The following is a 19202-nucleotide window of genomic DNA, read 5'->3' on the forward strand; positions in this document are numbered from 1 at the left end:
TCGTGAAGCCCTGCAGGAATCGCTGTCCGCAGTGATGGATAACGAAGCGGACGAATTGGAATTGCGTCGGGTACTCAGTGCCTGTGACGATGTTGAAACTCGTGAAACGTGGGCTCGTTATCAGATCGCTCGGGCAGCAATGCACAAGGATCTGCTGCTTCCACGTCTGGACATTGCTGCGGCCGTTTCGGCAGCCCTGGCTGACGAAGCCGTACCGGCAAAAGCCACTCGTGGTCCATGGCGCAGCCTGGGTCGTCTGGCTGTCGCTGCTTCGGTAACGGTTGCCGTACTGGCGGGCGTTCGCCTGTACAACCAGGACGAGATCGCCGGTGTCGAACTGGCTCAACAGTCCAGCCAACAGAATCTGGCCGCTCCTCAAGTCAAGGGCCCGGCTGTTCTGGCAGGCTACAATGAGAGTTCGGAAGCCACTGGTCCAATGGCCAACGGCGTATTGCAGGGTCAGCCAGGCTGGCACGATCAGCGTCTGCCAAGCTACCTGCGCCAACATGCTCAACAGGCTGCATTGAAGGGCACTGAGAGCGCTCTGCCTTACGCTCGTGCCGCAAGCCTGGAAAACCGTTAAGGAGGATCATGCGCGCCAAACCTCTACTTTCGCTTCTGCTCGGTGGCTGGTTCGTTGTTCCAGCCCACGCCGATGAAGCCCAGGACTGGTTGACCCGTCTTGGTCAGGCCGAGCAACAGCAAAGCTTCTTCGGTACCTTCGTCTACGAGCGTAACGGTAGTTTTTCTACCCATAACATCTGGCACCGCGTCCATGATGGAAAAGTCCGCGAGCGTTTACTCCAGCTCGACGGATCGGCTCAGGAGGTTGTGCGCGTTGATGGTCAGACACAATGTGTCAGCGGCACCCTGATAGCAGGGCTTGGGGACTCTCCCAATTCCGCCGCTCGTGCACTTGATCCACAAAAGCTCAAGAATTGGTATGACCTTGCGGTTATCGGCAAGTCGCGTGTTGCCGGGCGTTCAGCGGTAATTGTGTCTTTGACGCCTCGCGACCAGCACCGCTACGGTTTTGAGTTGCACCTGGACAAGGAAACCGGGCTGCCACTCAAGTCGTTGTTGCTCGATGACAAGGGGCGCCTGCTTGAGCGATTCCAGTTCACGCAACTGGACACCGCTGATGTTCCGTCCGATCGCGATTTGCAGCCCGGCAGCGATTGTAAGGCGGTCAACCTCGACAGTGACAAGGCTTCGGCGGTGAAGACAGCCCAGGCCTGGCATTCAGACTGGTTGCCACCCGGATTCGAGCTGACCAGCAGCACGGTACGCAAGGATCCCGAGACCAAAACCCAGGTCAATAGCCTGATGTATGACGATGGTCTGGCGCGTTTTTCTGTATTCCTTGAGCCATTGAACGGCGCTGCCGTCACTGATACCCGCACTCAGTTGGGGCCAACGGTGGCTGTATCCCGGCGATTGACCACTGCGCAAGGTGAAATGATGGTTACGGTAGTGGGTGAAATTCCGGTCGGCACCGCTGAACGCATAGCCTTGTCCATGCGCAACGACGCCACTGCAACCAAGCAGTGAGCTGCAGTCGAAATGTTTCGTGAGCATTTCAGTTTGCAAATCCCCCCAAAATTTTTTATAGGTCAGAGCCCCTCGGCTCTGGCCTTGTTTGTTGTTCCCGGAACAAAAATACCGGCGTATCTTTCTCGGTGTTCCTTGATCCATATCGCTTAACCATGCTCGTCGTAACGGGAGCCGTATGTCGATACCACGCTTGAAGACTTATCTTTCCATTTTTGCCACCGTGCTGGTGCTCGGTCAGTCGGTCGCTGCACAAGCAGTCGAATTGCCTGACTTTACGCAACTGGTTGAACAGGCGTCGCCCGCGGTCGTGAACATCAGTACCACGCAGAAGCTGCCGGATCGTAAAGTGAACCAGCAGATGCCTGACCTTGAAGGCTTGCCGCCAATGCTGCGCGAATTCTTCGAGCGCGGCATGCCGCCGCAACCGCGATCGCCGCGCGGCGATCGTCAGCGCGAAGCCCAATCCCTGGGTTCGGGTTTCATTATCTCGCCAGATGGCTACATTCTGACCAACAACCATGTGATCGCTGACGCTGACGAAATTCTTGTGCGTCTTGCCGATCGCAGTGAAATGAAAGCCAAACTGGTCGGTACTGATCCTCGCTCCGACGTGGCGTTGCTGAAAATCGAAGGCAAGGATCTGCCGGTTCTCAAACTCGGCAAATCCCAGGATCTGAAGGCCGGTCAATGGGTTGTGGCGATCGGTTCGCCGTTCGGTTTTGACCACACCGTCACTCAAGGCATCGTCAGCGCCGTCGGTCGTAGCCTGCCGAATGAAAACTATGTGCCGTTCATTCAGACCGACGTGCCGATCAACCCGGGCAACTCCGGTGGTCCGTTGTTCAACCTCAACGGGGAAGTGGTTGGCATCAACTCACAGATCTACACCCGTTCCGGTGGTTTCATGGGCGTGTCGTTCGCGATTCCAATCGACGTGGCCATGGACGTTTCCAATCAGCTCAAAAGTGGCGGCAAAGTCAGCCGTGGCTGGTTGGGTGTAGTGATTCAGGAAGTGAACAAGGATCTGGCCGAGTCGTTCGGCCTGGAAAAACCGGCCGGTGCGCTGGTTGCCCAGATCCAGGATGACGGTCCGGCTGCCAAGGGTGGTCTGCAGGTGGGTGATGTGATTCTGAGCATGAACGGTCAGCCGATCGTCATGTCCGCCGATCTGCCGCATCTGGTGGGTGCACTGAAATCGGGGTCCAAGGCTAATCTGGAAGTGATCCGCGAGGGTAAGCGCAAGAACGTCGAACTGACGGTCGGAGCCATTCCTGATGAAGACAAAGAACTTGATGCATTGCCGAAGTCTGGTGCAGAGAGCAGCAGCAATCGCCTGGGTGTGTCGGTTGTCGAGTTGACCGCGGAACAGAAGAAAACCTACGACCTCAAAAGTGGCGTGGTGATCAAGGAAGTGCAGGAAGGTCCTGCCTCGATGATCGGTCTGCAACCGGGTGATGTCATTACTCACCTGAACAACCAGGCGATCGAGTCCACCAAGCAATTCACTGACATCGCCAAGGCGCTGCCGAAGAATCGTTCGGTGTCGATGCGTGTATTGCGTCAGGGGCGCGCCAGCTTCATCACCTTCAAACTGGCTGAATAAACCGGTTGCAGGTTGAACAAAAAAACCGCCTCGAAAGAGGCGGTTTTTTTATACGGGTTTCAAATTATCCCATCATGTCCTTGATCATGCGCTCCTGCTCCATCAGCTCTCGCTGGCGGGCATCGATACGTGACGACAGTGGGAAGTTGGTGCCAGCCTTGCGCTTGGCGAAGTCCAGTTGCTGGATGGCCTGGCGGTAGTCGCCGACCAGCGCGAAGTATTCGGCCCGTGCCTGATGCAGGCCGATGATGTTGCCCGACAAGCCGCGCGTTTCTGCCACCTGATACCACACGTCCGGATCGTCCGGGCGTGACTTGAGCAGGCCTTCCAGCGCTTTTTCGGCGTCCGCGGCGCGGTTTTGTTTCAGCAGCAGATCGACACGCACCTGGTTCAGTGGATAGTTGCCGGGGTATTGAGTCAGCATCCGGTCAACCCGCGTTTGCGCGTCGGCCAGCCGATTGTTGGTGATATCCAGATCAATCTGCGCGAGGTTGTAGATGATCTCGTTTGGCGCCTTGGCCAACAACAGCTTGAGATTTTCCCGTGCCTCGTTCAATTGGCCGCCCTTGACTTGGGCGATGGCCAGGCCGTAGCGAGCTACATCGCTTTTCGGGTTTTCATCCAGCTGGGCACGGAAGCGCTTGGCACCCAAACCTGGCGTTTCCTCATAGATCAATTGAACGCGAGCGCGAATCAATTGATAACGCAAGGTGTCTTCGATACCACCCTGTGGCGCCTGTTCGGCGCGGTTGCGGGTGTCCGCGATCCGCGATTCAGTAACCGGGTGAGTCAGCAGGAATTCCGGTGGCTTGGCATCAAAACGGTACTGCCGCCCCAGGCGCTCAAACATGGAGGGCATCGAGCGCGGATCGTATCCGGCTTTTTCCAGGTTGAGGATGCCGATACGGTCGGCTTCCTGTTCGTTCTGGCGAGAGAAGCGCCGTTGTTCCTGGATCGCCGCCGCCTGCGTACCCGCAATGGCCGCGATCCCGGCATCACCGGCACCGGCTGCGGCAATCACGATACCGGCCAGCAGCGCGGCCATCATCGGCACTTGCATGCGTTGTTGTGCTTCAACGCCACGGGCAAAGTGGCGCTGCGACAAGTGAGCCAGTTCGTGCGCCAGTACCGAAGCGTATTCGCCTTCGCTCTGGGCGTTGAGGAACAAACCACCGTTGACCCCGACAATGCCGCCGGGTGCTGCGAAAGCGTTAAGTTGTGGACTGTTGATCAGGATGAACTCAAGACGCCGGTCATTGACCTGGCTGGTTTCGACAAGGCGATAAACGCTGGATTCGACGTAGTCCTTGAGTTGCGGGTCGTTGAGTTGTGACACCTGGCTGCGCAAAAGCGCAAGCCAGGCGCGGCCCAGCTGGTATTCCTGCTGCGGCGAGACAATGGCAGAACTGGCGTCGCCGAGTGACGGCAGGTCGTCGGCGAAGCCCGGTGAGGCGAGCAGGCAAGCGAGCGTCAGCAGGGTAGGGCGCAAAAAAGTCATGCACAGAGCCTTAGTCGACAAAGAGCTTACTGTAGCCGGACACCAGCCCTGCGACCAGATATTCTAGGCAACTCGACTACCCGACCCGGAGTGATGCAATGATCGATGCTGTAGCCCATGACGTTGAGCTGGACGCCAGCGGCCTGAATTGTCCGTTGCCGTTGCTCAAGGCCAAGATGGAACTCAATCGGATGGCCAGTGGCGCGATACTCAAGGTCATTGCCACCGATGCGGGCTCGCAGCGCGACTTTCGCACCTTTGCCCGATTGGCCGGTCATACGCTGCTTCGTGAAGAAGACGAGGCGGGCGTTTACCGTTACTGGTTGAAAAAAGCCTGAAATCTGCGGCATTTGTTCTTAAGGATTATTGATGTTCAAAGTGTTACGCGACTGGATTCAGCGCTATTTCTCGGATGAAGAAGCAGTGGTGTTGGCGGTGCTGCTGTTTCTTGCGTTCACCGCGGTCCTCACCCTGGGCGGCATGCTGGCGCCAGTGTTGGCCGGGATGGTGCTGGCCTACCTGATGCAAGGGTTGGTGGTGGCGCTCGAACGGATGCGCGTGCCGGGCTGGGTGGCGGTGGGGCTGGTTTTTGCCTTGTTCATGGGGGTGCTGCTGGTATTCATCGTGGTGGTCGTGCCGCTGCTTTGGCATCAATTGATCACGTTGTTCAATGAATTGCCGGGCATGCTCGCCAAGTGGCAATCGCTATTGTTGTTGTTGCCCGAGCGTTACCCGCATCTGGTATCCGACGAGCAGGTGCTGCGGGCCATCGAAGCGGCGCGGGGCGAGATAGGAAAATTTGGCCAGTGGGCACTGACGTTCTCGCTATCGAGCCTGCCGTTGCTCGTGAATATCATGATCTACCTGGTCCTGGTGCCGATCCTGGTGTTCTTCTTTCTGAAGGATAGAGCCATGATCGGCCAGTGGGTGCGTGGCTACTTGCCACGCGAGCGGGCATTGATCACCCGGGTCGCCCATGACATGAACCGACAGATCGCCAACTACATTCGCGGCAAGGTCATCGAGATTTTCATTTGCGGTGGCGTGACCTACATCGCCTTCGTTGTTTTGGAACTCAACTACGCGGCGCTGTTGGCATTGCTGGTGGGAATTTCGGTAGTGGTGCCTTATGTCGGCGCCGTGGTGGTGACCGTGCCGGTGTTTCTGATTGCACTGTTCCAGTGGGGCTGGAGCGATGAATTCATCTACTTGATGGCGGTGTACGGGATCATCCAGACGCTGGATGGCAACGTACTGGTGCCGCTGCTGTTCTCCGAGGCAGTCAACTTGCACCCGGTGGCGATCATCTGTGCAGTGCTGCTGTTTGGCGGGCTGTGGGGGTTCTGGGGGGTGTTCTTTGCCATTCCCCTGGCGACACTGTTCAAGGCGGTGCTGGACGCGTGGCCGCGCAAGGAGCCGGTCGTGGCGCCACTGCTGTAGATTGTGGTGAAACGAAAAAAGATCGCAACCTGCGGCAGCTCCTGCGGGATTGGGTTCGATGCGCAGAAACGGCGACGAACTCTATTCTTGCAGGACCATGGGCTGCGATCTTTTTGGTATCAGGCCTTGTTCAGCGCCTGAGCGGCAGCCAGCACGGCATCAACATGCCCCGGCACTTTCACGCCGCGCCATTCCTGACGCAAGACGCCATCCTTGTCGATCAGGAATGTACTGCGATCCACGCCCATGTATTCCTTGCCGTAAAGCTTCTTCAGCTTGATCACGTCGAACAGCTGGCAAAGCGCTTCTTCCTTGTCGCTGATCAGCTCGAACGTGAACGCCTGCTTCGCCTTGAAGTTCTCGTGGGACTTCAGGCTGTCGCGAGAAACCCCGAACACTTCGGTATTGGCGGCTTTGAAAGCCTGCAGTTGATCGCGAAAGCCCTGACCCTGGGTCGTGCAGCCCGGTGTGCTGTCCTTTGGATAGAAGTAGATCACCACTTGCTTGCCTTTGAGGTTCGCCAGGCTGACGGTCTGCCCGCTGGTGGCGGGTGCTTCGAAGTCGGCAACCGGTTGGTCGATGGCAACGGCCATGAAAAGCTTCCTTACATTGGGTTCTGTGGGCGCCACGGTTCGATCAGGGCATCCAGGTTCAGCGCGTCGGCGAAGTCCAGGAACTGATCGCGCAGCCAGCTGATTTGCACGCCGGCCGGCAACGTCACGGTAAATGTGGCATTGAGCATGGTCCCGCCGGTCTGCGGTGCCTGATACGTGTCGCAGGTCAGGTTTTCCAGCTCGACGTTGTGATCCATGAAGAACTGGCACAACTCGTTGATGATGTCGGAACGGTAGGCCGAACTGACATAAGCAACATAAGGCAGGGCCTGGGGACGATTCTCCAGAGCCGCGCTGCGTACCACGTTGACGGTAAAGGCGTGCCGTTTGGCCAGTACCGGCAGGCTGCCTTCCAGGCGTGCCAGGGCATCCCAGCTGCCGGAGACTTCGAGAACCAGCGCACTGCACTCGCCATGACGGGTCAGGCGGGAGGTGACCACGGCGCAGCGGTTTTCATGGCTGGCACGGCACAGGACGTTGGTCAGCTCCATGGGGTTGGCGCCGAGGGCACTGATGACAAGGAATTGTTCGCGAACTGTGGGGGTGGACATGCAGCATTCCTAAAGCGATGAGCGGTCGGTACTTCTATCGGCTCGTTCTGCCGGGAGTGAGCCTGCGAATGCGGATTCAGAAAGCTCCGGGCGCAGGCTGCAACGTGCTCCAGTATGGCAGGAGCGGAGGGTGGCAACGCTGGGACGGGGCTTGTGATGCCGAAATTGAAGGCTCAAACCCGATGTACGAGCTTGTCAGTATCGATCAAAGTCTGAAGGGTAGCGAAAAGCGACGCCAAGGGGAATGGCGGCAGCGCAGTACTTCGCTTGTACAAGCATCTTGGCGCCAGTACCATTACCGCTCTCTTTTTCCGGCAGGAGCGGTTTCATGATTGCGGGCAGTATGGTGGCACTGGTCACACCCATGGATGCACAAGGGCGTCTTGACTGGGCCAGCCTCAGCAAGCTCGTGGATTTCCACCTCGAGAACGGCACCCATGCCATTGTCGCAGTCGGAACTACCGGCGAGTCGGCAACCCTTGATGTCGAAGAACACATTGCCGTCATCAAAGCCGTGGTCAAGCAGGTCAACGGTCGCATTCCGGTGATTGCCGGTACCGGCGCCAACTCGACTCGCGAAGCCGTCGAGCTGACCCGTAACGCCAAAGAGGCCGGCGCCGACGCCTGCCTGCTGGTCGTGCCGTACTACAACAAGCCGACCCAGGAAGGCCTGTACCAGCACTTCAAGCACATTGCCGAAGCCGTCGACATCCCTCAGATCCTCTACAACGTTCCTGGCCGCACTTCCTGCGACATGCAGGCCGAGACCGTCATCCGCCTGTCCACCGTGCCGAACATCATCGGCATCAAGGAAGCGACTGGCGATCTGAAACGCGCCAAAGCCATCCTCGATGGCGTCAGCAAGGATTTCATCGTCCTGTCCGGTGATGATCCGACCGCTGTCGAGCTGATCCTGCTGGGCGGCAAGGGCAACATCTCGGTGACTGCCAACGTCGCTCCGCGCGAAATGGCCGATCTATGCGAAGCCGCTCTCAAGGGCGACGCCGCGACCGCCCGTGCAATCAACGAAAAACTGATGCCTCTGCACAAAGACCTGTTCATTGAAGCCAACCCGATTCCGGTGAAGTGGGCTTTGGTTGAAATGGGCCTGATGCAGGAAGGCATTCGCCTGCCGCTGACCTGGCTGAGCGCACCTTGTCATGAAACGCTTCGCACGGCCCTGCGCCAGTGCAGCGTCCTGGTTTAATTGAGGAAGTACTACGCATGAAGCGAATGGCCGGACTTTCCGCACTTGCCTTGATTATCTCCAGCACCAGTGGCTGCGGATGGATCTGGGGCCCGGAAGGTTATTTCCGTGACCGTGGTAGTGATTACCTGGAAGCGCAACAGACTGCACCGATGCAACTGCCACCCGACATCACCACCGCCAAGCGTCTGGATCCGCTGTTGCCGATCCCGCGCAACGTCGCCGGCGACACCGCCAAGGGCGAGTATGTTGTGCCTCGTCCGCAGCCGTTGTCGGCCGCTGCCGATGCCAGCCCGTACTCGCTGCAAAAAAGCGGCGACTCCCGCTCGATCCTGGCGCAGAACCCTCCGGCCGAAATCTGGCCCGTGGCTGTTCAGTTCTTCCAGGACAACGGTTTCCGCCTGGATGAACAGCGCCCGCAAACCGGTGAGTTCACCACCACCTGGCAGCGTTCCGACGAACTGTCCGCTGCCATGGCCAAGCGCCTGAGCGCTGCTGGTGTCAGCACCGACAGCGAAACCCGCGTACGGGTACGTATCGAGCCGGGTGTGCAGCGTAATACCAGTGAAGTCTACGTGGTCAGCGCCGAGCGTCCCGCCGGCAGCACTGCCGACGTCGCTTTCACCAACCGTTCGGTCAACACTGGCCTCGATGCTGCACTGGTCGATGACATGCTGGCGAGCATGAGCCGCATCTCCGAGAAGGGCGGTTCTGTCTCCATGTTGGCTTCGCGTGATTTCGATGCGCCAAGCCGTGTCAGCCTCAGCGAAGACGGTAGCGGCAACCCGGTGCTGAACGTCGGTACCGATCTGGACCGTGCCTGGTCGAGCGTCGGTCGTGCGCTGGAACAAGGCGAGTGGCGCGTTGAGGACATCAACCGCAGCCTGGGCCTGTACTACATCAACCTGGCCGAAAAAGCCGAGAAGAAAGACGACAAGCCTGGCTTCTTCAGCAGCCTGTTCGGCAGCGCGCCGAACAAGGAAGAAGTTGAAGCCCGCGCCGAGCGTTATCAGGTTCGCCTGAGCAAAGTTGGCGAAAACGTTCAGGTTACCGTCGAGAAAAACATCAACACTGTCGCGCCTGCTGACGTCGCGCGCAAAGTGTTGAGCGTCATTCAGGACAACCTGGGCTGATCAAATGCGTTTTGCCGTTCTCGGCAGCGGTAGCCAAGGGAACGGCACGCTGATAGCCAGCGCTGAAACGTATGTGCTGGTGGATTGTGGTTTCTCCCTGCGGGAAACCGAAAAACGCCTGCTGCGCCTGGGTGTGAACCCTGCGCAGCTGAGCGCGATACTAGTGACCCACGAACATGCCGACCACGTGCATGGCGTGGGTTTGCTGTCTCGGCGCTACAATCTGCCTGTCTACCTCAGTCGCGGGACCTTGCGCGGGATGCGCAAACCGATTGAACCCGCAGGCCTTCTGGCCGGTGGCGAGCAACTGCAAATCGGTGCCTTGAGCATTGGTGTCATTGCCGTGGCCCACGATGCGCAGGAACCGACGCAATACGTTTTCAGTGATGGTGAGCGGCGCTTCGGCCTGTTGACCGATCTCGGCTCGTATTGCGACAAGGTGCTGGACGGTTATCGGGACCTCGATGCGTTGATGATCGAGGCCAACCATTGCCGTGACATGCTGGCTCGCGGTCACTACCCGTATTTTCTCAAGCAACGGGTAGGCGGTGAACTGGGACATTTGAACAACCACCAGGCGGCATTCCTGGTGTCCGAGTTGGGCTGGCAAGGCCTGCAACACCTGGTCCTGGCCCATCTGAGCAGCAAGAACAACCTGCCGCAGCTGGCCCGGCAATGTTTTGTCGACACCCTCGGGTGCGACCCGGACTGGCTGCAACTGGCCGATCAAGATTCAGGGCTCGACTGGCGACATATCGCCTAGCCCATCTACTTAGCAAGCGGAGCCCATCATGGAAAAACGTGAAGAACTCTACCGCGGCAAAGCCAAGTCGGTTTACAAGACCGACGACGCTAACCGTCTGATCCTGCTGTTTCGTAACGACACTTCGGCGTTCGACGGCAAGCGCATCGAGCAGCTTGACCGCAAAGGCATGGTGAACAACAAGTTCAATGCCTTCATCATGCAGAAACTCGAAGCCGCCGGTGTGCCGACCCAGTTCGACAAACTGCTGGGCGACAATGAGTGTCTGGTGAAGAAACTGGACATGATCCCGGTTGAATGCGTTGTGCGTAACTACGCCGCTGGCAGCCTGGTCAAGCGCCTGGGTGTTGAAGAGGGCATGAAGCTCAACCCTTACACCTTCGAACTGTTCCTGAAAGACGACGCCAAGGGCGACCCGTTCATCAACGAATCCCACGTCGTGGCGTTCGGTTGGGGCACCGCCGAGCAACTGGTTCGCATGAAAGAACTGTCGCTCAAGGTCAACGAAGTCCTGAGCAAACTGTTCGACGACGCCGGCCTGCTGCTGGTCGACTTCAAACTGGAATTCGGCGTTTTCCACGACGGCACCATCGTCCTGGGTGACGAGTTCAGTCCGGACGGCTGCCGCCTGTGGGACAAGGCCACCGGCAAGAAAATGGACAAGGACCGCTTCCGTCAGGGCCTGGGTGACGTCATCGAAGCCTACGAAGAAGTCGCCAACCGTCTGGGCGTACCGCTTTAATCGACGCAAGCATCTGATAGCACAGAAATATTTCGCTCAGGGGGTTCGCTTCCGGCAAAAGTGTTGTTATGATGCGCGCCGTTGGAGAGATGCCAGAGTGGCCGAATGGGACGGATTCGAAATCCGTTGTACCTTCACCGGTACCTAGGGTTCGAATCCCTATCTCTCCGCCATTACATAGAAAAAGCCCCGTAGCTGAACAAGCTGCGGGGCTTTTTTGTTTGTCCGGTTTTTTTGTCGATGATTGATCGTCGGACCGAGCATCGTTTCGATGTAAGAAAAATATGCCGATTTACGAGAAAAATTACTCTCTGTTGTCTCTGAATTTACCGCTCCCTTAATCCATTGGCCGCCCCCGAGGTTCAGCGTTTTCTCCCGAAATATTCTCTGACACCCCCAGACTTCCCTCGAAAAAAACCTCATCTACTCTGGCATGCACAGGTCAGCGACCTGTTGTAATCAGCCATCGCAAGGAGCGAACTATGTATTTTGAGATTTACAGGCAAACCCGCGGCTCGATCCTGACTGGCAAAGGTCAGTGGAGGTGGCGTTTGCGGGCAGGGAATCATGAAACGATCGCCAGTGGCGAGGCATACGTCAACAAAGCTGATTGCGTGCATGCAATCAGCTTGATCAAGGGGACATCTGACCTGACGCCGGTCAAGCAGCTCCAGGCATGACGTGTCGAAGCTGCTCAATATCAGGGCAGCTTCGTTATATAGACGCCGATTGCGACATCTCCCTAAACTGTCGGCAGTTTTTTAGCGCCGGGGCAATGGATGAATCGCAACGAACTACGCAAGGCCGACATCAACCTGATGGTGGTGTTTGAGTCGCTGATGCTTGAGCGTAATGTCACCAAGGTGGCGAAGAAGCTGTTTCTCGGCCAGCCAACCATCAGCTCGGCGCTCAACCGCTTGCGTACGATGTTCGATGATCCTTTGTTCATTCGCGTCGGTCATCGCATGGAGCCGACGGCGCGGGCCGAAGAGATTTTTCGCTATCTGTCGCCGGCACTGGATTCGTTATCGGTGGCGTTGAGCCTGACCCACGATTTCGACCCGGGTAACAGCACCATGACCTTTCGGATCGGGATGTCCGACGATGTCGAGTTCGGTCTGTTGCCGCCCCTGCTGCGCGCGTTGCGCCAGGAGGCGCCGAAGGTGGTTTTCGTGGTGCAGAATGTCGATTACTGGCGAATTCCAGACTTGTTGGCGTCGGGGGATATTACGGTGGGTATCAGCCAGACTCGCGGCCTGCCGGCAAACGCGAAGCGTAAATTGCTGCGCCATATCTCCCCCAGTGTTTTGCGCGCCGATGCCTCCGATACGCCGTTGACGGTCGATGAATATTGCTCGCGCCCCCATGTGCTGGTGTCGCACATCGCCAACGTCAGCGGTTTTGCGGATGAGTGGCTGGCGCAGATCGGTCGGTCGCGTCAGGTGGTGCTCTCGGTGCCTCAATACAGTTCGCTGCCAGCGTTGCTTGCCGGGACCGATCTTATTGCAAGCCTGCCGGACTACACCGCTGCAGCGATGGCGGCTTCGGGTCAGTTGTTCATGGAGCCGTTTCCGTTCAAGACCCCGACCCTGGAACTGTCCATGGTCTGGCTCAGTCATGCCGACAGCGATCCCGCCGAACGCTGGTTGCGGTCACGAATTGAAGCATTCATGGGTGAGCGCGATCTGATGTCGCTACCCCAATAACCACGGCAGCGCTGTGCTATATGTACGTACTTGCCATTGATCTACAGGAATCCTGCCATGCCTCACCTGCACCTGGAATATACCGCCAATCTGCCTGATCTGAATGCCGATGTGGCGCTGATGCGGCTCAACAATACGCTGGTGGCTTCCGGTCAGTTCGGTGCCGAGTCCGACATCAAGAGTCGCGCGGTCAAGGTCGAGACGTTCAAGATCGGGACCGCATTGGCCGAGCGGGCGTTCGTGCACGTGAAGCTGGCGGTGTTGAGCGGTCGTTCTGCGCAGATCAAGCAGCAGTTGTCCGCCAGCCTGTTAGCGGTGGTGCAGGATTTGTGTGCGTGGCCGGCAGGCGTTGAAGTTCAGCTATGTGTGGAGATTCTCGACATCGATCGCGAGTCGTACGCCAAGACCGCAATCGCCGTCTGAATTTCAGGACATCCTCTGGTCGGCGCAAGCCATCATCACTTGCTCACGCAACCAGGTGTTGGCGCTGTCTTGATCCAGCCTTTGACTCCAGCGCATGTCGAGCGTGAAGCCCGGCAAGCCCTCGGGGGCTTCACGGTGGTCGAAGGCGGCCTGCTCGGCCAGTAATTGCTGGATCCGTCTGGGCAAGGTCAGAATGAAGTCAGTGCCGGTGATCATCTTTAGCGCCGCGCCGTAGCTGTTGGCTCGAGCGACAATCTGCCGTTGTTGCGCCTGCTGCGCCAACCAACCGTCGACCATATTGGTGGTGGAAGTCCAGGGCGTTGGGAACACATGCCGGCGCTCGACGAAAGTTTGCAGGCTCAGCCGCGGTTCCAGCGGCGTGGCACGCCTGTCGAAGACACACACCAGATCATCCTCCATCAGCACCTGCGCATTGAAATCGCCGTGGCTGCGGTGAAAGTTCGGGCCGAAGCCAATCACCAGATCAAGGCTGCCATTCCGTAGAGCATCGACCGGAATGTCTGTTTCGAATTTGTGCACGTTGACCATCACCGCAAGGTCGGCCATAGCAAAGCGCTTGAGCAGTGGCGGCAGGATCAACTGCTCGAAGTATTCCGGGGCACAAATGTTGAAGGTCGCCGGTTGCAAGGCCGGATCGAATGCCGGTGCGCCGCTGTGGCACAGGTTGATGCTTTCGAGAATCTTCAGCACATGCGGGTACATGCTGCTGGCTTTGGAAGTGGGGTGCATGCCGGTGCGGGTGTTGATGAACAAGTCGTCGGAGAAACCGTTGCGCAGTTTTTTCAGGCAGTAACTCACGGTGGACTGGCTGACGCTCAGCGCTTCGGAGACCTCGGTGACACTTTGTTGCTCATACACGGCGACGAATACCATGAGGTCCTGCATGTCGAGCTTTCGTAACACGTTACTGTTGAGCATTCCTTGCGTCCCACTGCGCATATTGCGCGGATCGTGCGCAAACTTGTGCGAACGATCCTAGCGGAATGCCAGCGCGAGGAGAATCTCGCGCAGGCATGCAACTGTGAGCAGCTGTTGGCAAGTCAGTGAAAGTGTCGGGCGTAGTGCCGCGGATTGAAGCGCAAGACCATCAATAGCATCAGGACCATCACTGCGGTGAGTGACCACCAGGCCCATTCGAAGCTGCCGAGCTGATCGCGGATCATCCCGGCCAACAGCGGCGAGAGCCCGGCGATCAAATAACCGATTCCTTGCACGAATGCGGTCAGGCCACCGGCGCGTCGGGGTTCATCTAGATGATCCAGCGACACGATCAGGCTCATCGGGAACAACCCACCAATGCCCAAGCCCAGCAGGCACGGCCACAGCAAGCTCAGGTGTTGCGGACTCAAGATCAGCCCGCAGAAACCGGCGATGATCAGCGCCAGCAACACCGCCAGCACCAGGCGTCGATCACGGCTGCGATTGGCGATGGCGGGCGTCAGCAGGCCCGACAGCACCTCCATGGCGGTCAAAAAGCCTAGCAACAGTCCGGCGTTTTGTTCGCTCCAGCCTTTTTCCACGTAATACGGCGCCAGCCAGGCCAGAACACAGGTGTAGGACGCCGTGCCCAAACCAAAGAAAACCGCCAGCAGCCAGGCGCGGGAATTGCCGAAGAAAGATCCATTGCTCGATGGCTTTGCGTCCTGAACCGGCATCCTGGCGCGTTGGCCGTACCAGAACAGCAACGCCAACACCGCCAGCAGGGCCCAGATCGCCAGGCCGGCACGCCAGCTACCCGTGCGGACCATCACCAGTGGCGCGAAAGAAGCGGCGATAGCGGCACCGGCCATGATCGACGTGACGTAAAGCCCCATGCACAGGGATACATGGTCGCTGAAGCGGGATTTGATCAGCACCGGCATCAGCGCCTGTATCAGCGCAATACCGATGCCGGCCAGTACGGCGCTGAGGATCAGTTCGGACGCCGAATCGATGAATAACCGCGAGACGGTGGCGATACCGATGATCAATAGCGAAAGCACAACGGTGCGTTGTGAACCCAGGCGCTGACTGACGGCTAGCCCGAAGAACATCGCCAGGCCCATCGCCATGACGGGCAGCATGGTCAGCAGTGACGCCAGGCTGAAACTCAGCGCGATGTCGCCACGAATGGCCGACAGTAAAGGCCCGACGGCGGCCATGGAGGGGCGCAGGTTCAGGGCTACAAGAATGATGCTGAGCATTAACCAGAGGGCAGGGCGGGAGGTTGCGCGAACGTTTTCCATAATCGGTCCTTGAGAAACAGGAGATCGATTAGGCGCGCCAGTGGGGGAGGCGGCAAATCAGAAAATCCGCCGCGGTATTCAAAAATTAAATAGGTCCCTGCGGGAGCGAGCTTGCTCGCGAAGAGGGCATGACATTCAGCATCACCGTTGCCTGATAAACCGCGATCGCGCGCAGGCTCGCTCCCATAAGGGAATGGAGTTGTATTCACCCGCTCCCTGAACTACAGCTGAATCATTCTCAAATATTCTAAAAGTGTCAGGCTAATCTCAGAGGCCAACTAATCGTTGGCTTCTTTTTCACAAAAAATTGATGGTCGACTGCGCAGAATCAGTGTTGTCGCGGTAAATGAAATTTTCACATACGCCGTGGGCACTTCTTTTCAGGAACAGCCAATCTCATGTTGAAGATTAAAGCCGTGCGCTCCGAGTGGGTGACACTGATTGCCAGCGCATTCTTATTAGCAGCTTTCAACTTTGTCTTGTGGCAACACTTGTTCGAGATTACGGCGGCAGATGGCAAGGGTGTCGTCATGCGCGTGGCTTTCGGTGCGATGATCCTCGCCGCCTTCAACATTGTGCTGACCTTGCTGGCGTTTCGGCCCGTCATGAAGCCCGTGCTGACGCTGTTGTTCATGGTCAGCGCTGGCGTCGCCTATTTCATGAGTCAGTACGGCGTACTGATCGATGCCGGCATGTTTCGTAACTTTGCTGAAACCAATGCCACGGAAGTTCGTGACTTACTGTCACTAAAGTTGTTTGTTTATATTCTGATGTTGGGTGTATTACCGTCGTTGCTGTTGTGGAAAACACCGATCAATTACCGTCGCTGGCACCGTGAACTGTTGAGTAAAGTTCTGGTGAGTGTGGCGTCGCTAGCCGTCATCGGCGGTGTGGCACTGGTCAACTATCAGGGCCTTGCTTCATTGTTTCGCAATCACCACGAATTGCGACTGATGGTGGTGCCCAGCAACTACATCGGGGCATCTTTTGGCTACTTGCGTGAGCAGGTCGCGTCTGCCCGACAACCCTTTGCCACTGTTGGCGAAGACGCCCAGCGAAATCCGGTTTGGCAGACCCATGGCCGCAAATCCCTGACGGTGCTGGTGGTGGGTGAAAGCGCCCGGGCCGAGAACTTTGGCATCCTCGGCTATGACCGCGACACCACGCCAACGCTGAGTAAAGAAGCCGGCCTGATCGCCTTTACCGATGTGCATTCCTGTGGCACTGAAACCGCCGTCTCGGTGCCGTGCATGTTTTCCAATATGGGGCGCAAGGATTACAGCGCGAGCAAGGCGAAGAACGAAGAGGGGCTGTTGGACGTGCTCAAGCGAGCGGGTCTGGACGTGATCTGGCGCGACAACCAGTCGGGCTGCAAAGGCACTTGTGATCGGGTCACGCTCGAGGATGTCAGCAAGTTGAAGGACCCGGTATTGTGCGCCAACAGTGAGTGCCGCGACGAGATCCTGCTCCAAGGCCTGCAGCATTTCATCGATAACCTGGATAAAGACACGGTACTGGTGTTGCACCAGATGGGCAGTCACGGCCCGGAATACTTCAAGCGCTACCCGAAAGAGTACGAACGATTCACGCCGGTTTGTGAGAGTAATGCGCTGAACAATTGCAGCCGTGAAAGTATCGTCAATGGCTATGACAATACCCTGGTGTATACCGACCATGTGCTGTCGACACTGATCGATTTGCTGCGCAACAATCAGGACAAGGTCGATACGGCGATGCTTTACCTGTCGGACCATGGCGAATCCCTGGGCGAGTACAACCTTTTCCTCCACGGCACGCCGTACATGCTGGCGCCGGACCAACAAAAGCATGTGGCGATGCTCGCCTGGTTCTCCGACAGTTATCAAAAGTCATTCTCCGTCGACACCCATTGTCTGCAGCTAAGCCGTGAAAAGCCTCTTAGCCAGGACAACCTGTTCCACTCGATGCTGGGGTTGCTGGAGGTCAACAGCAAAGTCTATAACCAGGATCTGGATATGTTTGCCGGATGCCGCGCAGCAGTGATCGATGGCGTGTTGGCGAATAAATGAGTGTTGCGTGATCCGAGATGGTTTGGCCTGCATGCCCGGCAAGGCAGGTCGAATGGGAGTTGACGGGCTATTCTTCGGGTACGCCAGGTGTTTTCGTTGATGCTCTTGTTCAGTGGATGCGCGGAAATCGCCGGGGGCGATATATACTGCGGGCCATTCTTCAAGGGAGAGCCGTGTGGCCATCGATATTCACTGGATTCGCGACAACGATAGCCTCGGTCAATTTTGCGCCGAGTGGCAAAAGTTGCCATTCGTTGCCCTCGACACCGAATTCATGCGGGTCGACACCTTTTATCCGATCGCAGGTCTGCTGCAGATTGGCGATGGCGAACGCGCTTACCTGATTGATCCGCTGACCATCGATAACTGGCAACCTCTGGCCGCGTTGCTGGAAAACTCAGCCGTGGTCAAAGTCGTGCATGCGTGCAGTGAAGACCTTGAAGTCTTGCTGCGCCTGACCGGCAGCCTGCCGGCCTCGCTGTTCGATACGCAACTGGCCGCCGCTTACCTGAACCTTGGGTTCTCGATGGGATATTCGCGACTGGTGCAGGAAGTGCTCGGCATCGATCTGCCCAAGGGCGAGACCCGTTCCGACTGGTTGCAACGTCCGCTTTCCGAAACACAGATCAGTTACGCCGCGGAAGATGCCGTACATCTGGCAGAGGTGTTCGTAAAACTGCGCCCGAAGCTTTCCGACGACAAATATGCCTGGGTGTTGGAGGACGGTGCCGAACTGGTCGCCAACCTGCGCCGCGAGATCGACCCGTACGAGGTCTATCGCGACGCCAAACTGGCCTGGAAACTATCCCGCGCTCAACTCGCGGTACTGCGTGAACTCTGCGCGTGGCGCGAAAAAGAAGCCCGTGCCCGTGACCTGCCGCGCAATCGCATCATCCGCGAGCATTCGCTGTGGCCGCTGGCGCGCACGCAGCCAGACAACCTTGGCGCGTTGGCGAAGATCGAAGACATGCATCCGCGTACCGTGCGTCAGGACGGCGAGTTTCTGCTTGATCTGATCAAGCGCTCTGGCAGTGTGTCGCCCGATCAATGGCCGCCCGCCGTGCCGGAGCCGTTGCCAGTGGACGCCGCCGCACTGCTCAAACAGCTGAAAGCCATCGGCCAGGTTGAAGCCGAGCGTCTGAACATTGCGCCGGAACTGATGCTGCGCAAGAAAACCCTGGAAGCGCTGCTCAAAAGCGGCTTCCCCAATGGTCCCTACCAATTGCCTGATTCGCTGCGTGGCTGGCGCCGCGAATTGATGGGCCAGGCGCTGCTCGACAGCCTGGCCACCGCCGGAGAACAGCCTTGAAACGTATTTGCTCCATCTACCGCAGCACCAAACGCAATGAAATGTACCTTTATGTACTCAAGAGCGATGCTCTGGAACGCGTACCGGAAACCTTGATGGCCGCCTTCGGCAAAGCCATCCACGCCTTCGACCTGGTGTTGAGCCCGGAGCGCAAACTGTCGCGCGAGGACATCACGGTGGTGCTGGAGAACCTCGACAAGCAGGGTTACCACCTGCAAATGCCACCGGCCGAGGACGAGTACATCGAACATTTGCCGGAAGAGTTATTGCGACGCAACGACCCTATGTGATCGGTAGACAGGCTCTGTTCAGAGTCTTGATGAAACACTGGAATGATTTTGGCGATGGTCGCGCTGGCAGGGCGA

At 57.7% G+C, this 19202-nt stretch carries 20 protein-coding genes and 1 tRNA gene; 16 read left to right on the forward strand and 5 right to left on the reverse strand.

Annotated elements, in window-relative coordinates; translation table 11 throughout:
* From D8U73_RS09160 to D8U73_RS09170, 3 genes are all read left to right on the forward strand, one after another.
* The coding region (locus D8U73_RS09160) for an RseA family anti-sigma factor (protein WP_130904295.1) at positions 1-583 on the forward strand (583 nt) is incomplete at its 5' end.
* Positions 584-591: 8 nt separating this feature from the next.
* Positions 592-1551, forward strand: coding sequence for a MucB/RseB C-terminal domain-containing protein (locus D8U73_RS09165; RefSeq protein WP_130904296.1), 960 nt, complete (start codon positions 592-594; stop codon positions 1549-1551).
* A gap of 178 nt (positions 1552-1729) precedes the next feature.
* Entirely contained in the window at positions 1730-3157 is a 1428-nt protein-coding gene (locus D8U73_RS09170) for a DegQ family serine endoprotease (protein ID WP_056856018.1), read from the forward strand.
* 64 nt (positions 3158-3221) lie between these two features.
* Here the strand turns inward: D8U73_RS09170 and D8U73_RS09175 are convergent, their stop codons facing one another.
* Positions 3222-4655, reverse strand: a complete 1434-nt coding sequence (locus D8U73_RS09175; protein WP_056856017.1) for a M48 family metalloprotease — start codon at positions 4653-4655, stop codon at positions 3222-3224.
* Positions 4656-4753: 98 nt separating this feature from the next.
* Between D8U73_RS09175 and D8U73_RS09180 the strand changes: the two genes are divergently transcribed.
* Both D8U73_RS09180 and D8U73_RS09185 read left to right on the forward strand, forming a co-directional pair.
* Entirely contained in the window at positions 4754-4993 is a 240-nt protein-coding gene (locus D8U73_RS09180; RefSeq protein ID WP_056856016.1) for a sulfurtransferase TusA family protein, read from the forward strand.
* A gap of 31 nt (positions 4994-5024) precedes the next feature.
* A complete protein-coding gene (locus D8U73_RS09185; RefSeq protein ID WP_056856015.1) occupies positions 5025-6095 on the forward strand; it encodes an AI-2E family transporter in 1071 nt (356 codons plus the stop codon).
* Between the two features lie 119 nt (positions 6096-6214).
* Here the strand turns inward: D8U73_RS09185 and D8U73_RS09190 are convergent, their stop codons facing one another.
* Positions 6215-6688 carry a peroxiredoxin gene (locus D8U73_RS09190; protein ID WP_056856014.1) on the reverse strand — a complete coding sequence of 158 codons (474 nt, stop codon included), beginning with the start codon at positions 6686-6688 and terminating at the stop codon, positions 6215-6217.
* A gap of 11 nt (positions 6689-6699) precedes the next feature.
* Positions 6700-7260, reverse strand: a complete 561-nt coding sequence (locus D8U73_RS09195; RefSeq protein WP_056856013.1) for a glycine cleavage system protein R — start codon at positions 7258-7260, stop codon at positions 6700-6702.
* Positions 7261-7588: 328 nt separating this feature from the next.
* Here D8U73_RS09195 and dapA point away from each other — a divergent pair, with 328 nt between their 5' ends.
* The 8 genes from dapA (at position 7589) to D8U73_RS09240 (ending at position 13234) form a co-directional block, all read left to right on the forward strand.
* On the forward strand, positions 7589-8467 hold the full coding sequence (gene dapA / locus D8U73_RS09205; RefSeq protein WP_056856012.1) for a 4-hydroxy-tetrahydrodipicolinate synthase: 879 nt from the start codon (positions 7589-7591) through the stop codon (positions 8465-8467).
* Positions 8468-8484: 17 nt separating this feature from the next.
* On the forward strand, positions 8485-9600 hold the full coding sequence (gene bamC / locus D8U73_RS09210; RefSeq protein WP_130904297.1) for an outer membrane protein assembly factor BamC: 1116 nt from the start codon (positions 8485-8487) through the stop codon (positions 9598-9600).
* A gap of 4 nt (positions 9601-9604) precedes the next feature.
* Positions 9605-10363 (forward strand): MBL fold metallo-hydrolase, encoded by a 759-nt coding sequence (locus tag D8U73_RS09215; protein WP_056856010.1) that lies wholly within the window; start codon positions 9605-9607, stop codon positions 10361-10363.
* 28 nt (positions 10364-10391) lie between these two features.
* Positions 10392-11105: a phosphoribosylaminoimidazolesuccinocarboxamide synthase gene (gene purC / locus D8U73_RS09220; protein ID WP_047526793.1), complete on the forward strand. Its 714-nt coding sequence runs from the start codon at positions 10392-10394 to the stop codon at positions 11103-11105.
* Positions 11106-11188: 83 nt separating this feature from the next.
* A tRNA-Ser gene (locus tag D8U73_RS09225) sits at positions 11189-11278 on the forward strand.
* Positions 11279-11587: 309 nt separating this feature from the next.
* Positions 11588-11785 (forward strand): DUF1508 domain-containing protein, encoded by a 198-nt coding sequence (locus tag D8U73_RS09230; protein WP_056856009.1) that lies wholly within the window; start codon positions 11588-11590, stop codon positions 11783-11785.
* Between the two features lie 99 nt (positions 11786-11884).
* On the forward strand, positions 11885-12811 hold the full coding sequence (locus tag D8U73_RS09235; protein WP_130904298.1) for a LysR substrate-binding domain-containing protein: 927 nt from the start codon (positions 11885-11887) through the stop codon (positions 12809-12811).
* 57 nt (positions 12812-12868) lie between these two features.
* Positions 12869-13234: a 5-carboxymethyl-2-hydroxymuconate Delta-isomerase gene (locus tag D8U73_RS09240; protein WP_130904299.1), complete on the forward strand. Its 366-nt coding sequence runs from the start codon at positions 12869-12871 to the stop codon at positions 13232-13234.
* Positions 13235-13237: 3 nt separating this feature from the next.
* Here the strand turns inward: D8U73_RS09240 and D8U73_RS09245 are convergent, their stop codons facing one another.
* Positions 13238-14173: a LysR family transcriptional regulator gene (locus tag D8U73_RS09245; RefSeq protein WP_130904300.1), complete on the reverse strand. Its 936-nt coding sequence runs from the start codon at positions 14171-14173 to the stop codon at positions 13238-13240.
* Between the two features lie 122 nt (positions 14174-14295).
* Positions 14296-15480 (reverse strand): cyanate transporter, encoded by a 1185-nt coding sequence (locus D8U73_RS09250; RefSeq protein ID WP_130904301.1) that lies wholly within the window; start codon positions 15478-15480, stop codon positions 14296-14298.
* A 398-nt stretch (positions 15481-15878) separates the two neighbouring features.
* Between D8U73_RS09250 and D8U73_RS09255 the strand changes: the two genes are divergently transcribed.
* The 3 genes from D8U73_RS09255 (at position 15879) to D8U73_RS09265 (ending at position 19127) form a co-directional block, all read left to right on the forward strand.
* On the forward strand, positions 15879-17528 hold the full coding sequence (locus tag D8U73_RS09255; RefSeq protein ID WP_130904302.1) for a phosphoethanolamine--lipid A transferase: 1650 nt from the start codon (positions 15879-15881) through the stop codon (positions 17526-17528).
* A 175-nt stretch (positions 17529-17703) separates the two neighbouring features.
* Positions 17704-18837, forward strand: a complete 1134-nt coding sequence (rnd, locus tag D8U73_RS09260; RefSeq protein WP_056856005.1) for a ribonuclease D — start codon at positions 17704-17706, stop codon at positions 18835-18837.
* A complete protein-coding gene (locus D8U73_RS09265; RefSeq protein ID WP_053155806.1) occupies positions 18834-19127 on the forward strand; it encodes a YcgL domain-containing protein in 294 nt (97 codons plus the stop codon). The genes rnd and D8U73_RS09265 overlap by 4 nt, the downstream gene beginning before the upstream one ends.
* Positions 19128-19202: the final 75 nt, after the last annotated feature.

This window comes from Pseudomonas sp. Sample_22, from assembly GCF_004307635.1.
GTDB lineage: Bacteria > Pseudomonadota > Gammaproteobacteria > Pseudomonadales > Pseudomonadaceae > Aquipseudomonas.